6 protein-coding genes are annotated in these 5035 nt (G+C 71.7%); 2 read left to right on the forward strand and 4 right to left on the reverse strand.

What is annotated here, in order from left to right:
- Positions 1 to 13: 13 nt before the first annotated feature.
- The 4 genes from mftD to mftA form a co-directional block, all read right to left on the reverse strand.
- The gene (gene mftD, locus ACOJUF_RS20945; protein ID WP_420123751.1) at positions 14 to 1198 is read right to left on the reverse strand and encodes a pre-mycofactocin synthase MftD; all 1185 of its coding nucleotides are present in this window, start codon (positions 1196 to 1198) and stop codon (positions 14 to 16) included.
- 137 nt (positions 1199 to 1335) lie between these two features.
- Positions 1336 to 2553: a mycofactocin radical SAM maturase gene (gene mftC / locus ACOJUF_RS20950; protein WP_420123752.1), complete on the reverse strand. Its 1218-nt coding sequence runs from the start codon at positions 2551 to 2553 to the stop codon at positions 1336 to 1338.
- Entirely contained in the window at positions 2550 to 2888 is a 339-nt protein-coding gene (gene mftB, locus ACOJUF_RS20955; protein ID WP_420123753.1) for a mycofactocin biosynthesis chaperone MftB, read from the reverse strand. Before mftB ends, mftC begins: the two co-directional genes overlap by 4 nt.
- Before the next feature lie 216 nt (positions 2889 to 3104).
- Positions 3105 to 3227 carry a mycofactocin precursor MftA gene (gene mftA / locus ACOJUF_RS20960; RefSeq protein ID WP_420123754.1) on the reverse strand — a complete coding sequence of 41 codons (123 nt, stop codon included), beginning with the start codon at positions 3225 to 3227 and terminating at the stop codon, positions 3105 to 3107.
- A gap of 115 nt (positions 3228 to 3342) precedes the next feature.
- On the opposite strand from mftA, the gene mftR reads away from it, so the two are divergent.
- On the forward strand, positions 3343 to 3957 hold the full coding sequence (gene mftR / locus ACOJUF_RS20965; RefSeq protein WP_420123755.1) for a mycofactocin system transcriptional regulator: 615 nt from the start codon (positions 3343 to 3345) through the stop codon (positions 3955 to 3957).
- Positions 3954 to 4757, forward strand: coding sequence for an SDR family oxidoreductase (locus ACOJUF_RS20970; RefSeq protein WP_420123756.1), 804 nt, complete (start codon positions 3954 to 3956; stop codon positions 4755 to 4757). Before mftR ends, ACOJUF_RS20970 begins: the two co-directional genes overlap by 4 nt.
- Positions 4758 to 5035 lie beyond the last annotated feature (278 nt).

The raw sequence follows: 5035 nt of genomic DNA on the forward strand, positions 1-5035 counted from the left end.
CCGTCGGAGCGGATCAGACCTCGGCCGGGACGCCCAGCGCCCGCTCGAACCCGGCGGGGATGACGAGGTCGGACGGGGACAGGTCGTGGACGGACGAGTGCCCCAGCCCGAGAACGGCGGAATCGATGCCGCTGCGCAGGATGTCGAGCACGTTCTCCACGCCGGCCTGCCCGTTGGCACCCAGGCCCCACAGGTAGGCCCGGCCGATCATCACCGCACGGGCGCCCAGCGCGACCGCCTTGACCACGTCGCTGCCGCGGCGCACGCCGCCGTCGAGCACGATCTCCACCTTGTCGCCGACCGCGTCGACGATGGCCGGCAGCGCCCGGATGGAGGCCGGGGTGCTGTCCAGGTTGTTGCCGCCGTGGTTGGACACGGAGATCGCGCTGACCCCCGCGGCCACCGCGGCCTTGGCGTCGTCGACCCGGCAGATGCCCTTGAGCATCAGCGGGCCGCCCCACAGATCGACCAGCCAGGCGACGTCGTCCCAGGTGGGCGGGGGCGTCTGCATCCATTCGTAGTAGACGCCGAAGAAGGTCGGAGCGCTCTGGCCGGGGTCGGCCAGGTTCGGCACGGTCAGATCCGGGATCTTGAGCGTCCGGCCGAACGACCAGAGCCACCGCGGGTGGGTGATCGCCTCGGGCGCGTAGTCCCACATCGCCTTGAGGTTGACCTTCTCCGGGATCTTGGGGCTGCCCCAGTCGCGGCCCATGGAGAACGACCAGTCCAGGGTCAGGATCAGGCCCTTGGCGCCGGCCGCGCGGGCCCGTTCCACCCGCTGCTTGATCTGGTCCCGGGTGCCCGACCAGTAGACCTGGAAGAAGGTCTGCGGATTGGCCTCGATGACCTCCTCGATCGGTTTGCTCGCATACGAGCTGAGCCCCATCGCGGTGCCGCGGGCGGCCGCGGCCCGGGCGACCGCCACCTCGCCGTCCGGGTCGACGGCCTGCACGCCGGTCGGCGAGATGATCACCGGCAGCGAGATCTCCTGGCCCATCACCGTCGTCGACAGGTCACGTTTGGCCGACAGCCCCGCGACGTGCGGCGCGAACCCGAGCTCGGCGAACGCCGCCTGGTTGTCGGCGATCGTCACGCCCTTCTCGGACCCGGCGACCAGGGCCATGTACACCGACTTGGGAAGTCGCTTCTTCGCGCGCCGTTGCGCCTCGGCGACGGTCTCGAACCATTTGTTTGCCACAACGCGGCCTTTCTTCCTGGGGACGAACTCGCCCGCCGACGGGCGAAAGGATCGGACACGAACACGGACGATCGCCGGGACCCGGCGGCCGAAGCCGCCGGGTGCCGGTCGGGGCAGATGGTGCGGCGGTGGATGCCCTAGCGGCCCACTCCGGCCGGCGACCGCACGGGAGCCATTCCGGCCAAGGGATTCTCGTCGCAGCTGCGATCGGGACGGGTCCGCAGCGTCAGCATGACCGGGCCGTTCTTGAGCTGCTTGGCGTGCGAGTGGTCCTCGGACGGCTTGGGTGAGGCGCCCGGGATCACCTTGGACAGCGCCAGTTCGCCGTACCCCTTGACGCATTCGGGATCCGGGCCGTCCAGCGGCAGGCCGGTGAAGAACTTCGCCGCCATGCAGCCGCCCCGGCACGCGTCGTAGGCCGAGCAGGACGCGCAGGCCCCGCCGCTCTGCGGCTTCCGCAGCTCGTTGAACAGTTCGGACTCGCGCCAGACGGTTCGGAACCCGCCCGGCGAGCGCACGTTGCCGGCCAGGAACTTCTCGTGGATGGCGAACGGGCAGGCGTAGACGTCACCGACCGGGTCGATCAGGCAGACCACCCGGCCCGCGCCGCACAGGTTCAGGCCGGGCAGGGCCTCGCCATAGGCGGCCAGATGGAAGAAGGAATCCCCGGTCAGCACGTTCTCGCCGTTGGCGACCAGCCAGTCGTACAGCTGCCGCTGCTGGGCCGCGGTCGGATGCAGCTCGTCCCACACGTCCGCCCCCCGCCCGGACGGGCGCAGCCGGGTCAACCGCAGCTGCGCGGAGTACCGGTCGGCGATGGCCTTGAACGCGTCCAGCTGGTCGATGTTCTGCCGGGTGCAGACCACCGAGATCTTGAAGTTGACCATCCCGGCCGCGGCCAGGTTCTCCATCGCCCGGATCGCCGTGGCGTACGACCCGCGACCCCGCACGTAGTCGTTGACCTCGGCCGTCGCGCCGTCCAACGAGATCTGCACGTCGACGTAGTCGCTGGCGGCCAGCCGCTGCGCGACCTCGGCGTTGATCTTGATGCCGTTGGTGGAGAACTTGACCCCGACCTTGTGGGCGGTGGCGTAGTCCACCAGCTCCCAGAAGTCGGGCCGTACCGTCGGCTCGCCACCGCCGATGTTGACGTAGAACACCTGCATCCGTTCGAGCTCGTCGATCACGGCCTTGCACTCGGCCGTGGTCAGCTCCCGCGGATCACGCCGGCCCGAGCTGGACAGGCAGTGCGCGCAGGCCAGATTGCAGGCGTACGTCAGTTCCCAGGTCAGGCAGATCGGCGAGTCCAGACCCAGCGCGAAGTGGTCGACCAGCGGCAGCACGGCAGTGGTCATGAGTGACGCTCCCTGATGGTTTCGGTCGCGGCCAACGTGGCCAGCGCCCGCTCGAACATGGTCAACCGATGCGGATCGGTGATGCCGGCGGCGCGGCAGGCGGCGGCCGCCGTGGGGTGGTCGCCCAGGGAACGGACCACCGTCACCAGGTCGCGGTCCTTGAGGAACGACAGGCGCCTGGTCTTGAACGAGTACAGCAGGGCCCCGAACGGCTCGGGCCGCACCTCGACGGCCGGATGCAACTCGTAGGGCAGGTCGGGCACGAAGGGGGGCAGAACACCGGCGTCTCCCGGGCCCGGGCCCGGCGTCGGCGCGCCGATCGCGACGGCACTCATCATTGAACCTCCGTATCGAGGGCGTTCGGCGACAATTCAGAGCCGGTGCGAGCCTTTTCCCGGGGCGGGACATGGCCGGCCGGCCGGCCCGGGAACGGGCCGGAAGAATGGACGGTGCGCACGCCGCCGGACGGCGGGGCCCGGGGGCGTGGCGGGACGGTCCGGGACCGGTGGGGGCTGGTCCGACGACCCCGGCCGTCCGCTACCCGACTCGGCTCAGTAGACGCCGCACATGCCGTCGATCGAGACGTCCTCGACCAGCAGGTCGCTGGTCACCAGAGACGCGTCCTGGGCGTCCGCGGTCTTCGAAACCTTCTCGTCGACAGTGACTTCCGGCATGACCAACCTCCATGGTCCGATACTGCGGGGGATGACAACGGCAGTGCTCCGTGTCACAATGGACGGTATTGGCACCCAGTGCCACATGTCAACTGTCCGAAGGTATAGGTGCCTCGTGGCCAAAGGAACGGGGGCCACGGCCCCGGCCCCCAGCGCGCTGACCGCCGCGCCCGGCCGGCCGGCCGTGACCAGCCGGGGCGAACTGGAACGCATCTGCCTGGAGATGTTCTCCGCGCAGGGATTCGACGTCACCTCGGTCGACGAGATCGCCGCCGCCGCCGGCATCGGCCGGCGCACGTTCTTCCGCTATTTCAAATCCAAGAACGATGCGGTGTGGGGCGAGTTCGACACCCAGCTCGAGGCCTTCGCCCGGTGGTTCGCCGCCTGCCCGCCGGAGGTACCCCTGGTGGAGGCCATCCGCGGGGGCGTCCTGGCGTTCAACTCCTTCGACGCCCACGCCGCCGAATCGCTGCGGAACCGGATGCGCCTGATCCTGGGTTCGCCTGCACTGCAGGCGTATTCGACTCTGCGGTACGCGGCGTGGCGCGAGGTCGTCGCCCGGTTCGCGGCCGCCCGGCTCGGGGGCGACCCGGCCGACCTGGTGCCGCGCACCCTGGGCCATCTGGCCCTGGGGGCCGCCCTCTCCGCGTACGAGCAATGGCTCGGGCACGAGGACGCCGACCTGATCGACCTGCTGCGGACCTCCCTCGACCTGCTGGGTGAGCCGTGACCGGGCCGCTGACCCGTCCCTGGGCGGTGGTGACCGGGGCGGCCCGCGGGATGGGCGCGGCGGTCGCGGCCCGCCTGGCCGGGGACGGCTTCGACCTGCTGCTGCTCGACCGGCCGGATGCCGACCTGTCCGGGGCGGTCGGCTACCCGCGGGGCACGGGTGAGGACCTGGACCGCACGGCCGGGCAGTGCCGGGCGGCCGGCGCCGCGGTGCTGGTGGTCCCGGCCGACGTGCGGGACGAGGCGGCCGTGGCGGCTGCGGTCGCCCGCGTGCCCGCGGGCCGGCTGCGCGCCGCGGTGGCGGTCGCCGGGATCATGGGCGTGGACAAGCCGGCGTGGGAGTTCACCCACGACGAGCTCGCCCTGGATCTGGACACCAACTTCCACGGCGTGGCGAACCTGGCCCGGGCCGCCGTGCCGCGGCTGCTCGCCGCTCCCGCCGGGACCGGGCGCTTCGTCGCCGTCGTCTCCATCGCCGGCGAGATCGGGCTGCCCCGGCTGGCCGCCTACGTCGCGTCCAAGCATGCCGCCCTGGGTTACGTCCGTTCCCTGGCCGCCGATCTCGGCCCGTACGGGGTCACCGCGAACGCGATCCTGCCCGGCAGTACCCGAACGGCGCTGCTGGAACGCAGCGCGCAGGTGTACGGTCTCGCGGACATCGAGCAGTTCGGCGCCGGGCAGCGCCTGGGCCGGCTGATCGAGCCGACGGACATCGCGGCGGCGGCCAGCTGGCTGTGCGGGCCGGACTCGTCGGCGGTGACCGGAACCGATTTCCGGGTCGACGGCGGGTTCGTCGGATGACCCGCCCCGGAGCGACCTCGGGGGCGCCGGCCGGGCCGGTTCGCCGGCGCGGACCATCGGGCGAACCATCAGCCGGCCGCCGGACGGACGGTGACCGAAGGACGGGAGCGGACGGGGCCATGAGCGACAGGAGGCGCCACGAGCGGCGCGGCGACGGGGCCGGGCCGATTCTGACCCGGCGGGCCGGCCACGACCGGTGGCGTCTGGGCCCGGGGGTGCGGTGGCTGGACGGCACCACGCTGGCCGGCGGCAGCCCGTACCGGGTCGTCACGCTCACC

Source organism: Nakamurella sp. (assembly GCF_048594475.1).
Lineage (GTDB): Bacteria > Actinomycetota > Actinomycetes > Mycobacteriales > Nakamurellaceae > Nakamurella.

Coding starts and splice junctions, on each gene's coding strand:
- mftA (WP_420123754.1), bottom strand. CDS start 3,227: ATGCCGGAAGTCACTGTCGACGAGAAGGTTTCGAAGACCGCGGACGCC.
- mftC (WP_420123752.1), bottom strand. CDS start 2,553: ATGACCACTGCCGTGCTGCCGCTGGTCGACCACTTCGCGCTGGGTCTG.
- mftB (WP_420123753.1), bottom strand. CDS start 2,888: ATGAGTGCCGTCGCGATCGGCGCGCCGACGCCGGGCCCGGGCCCGGGA.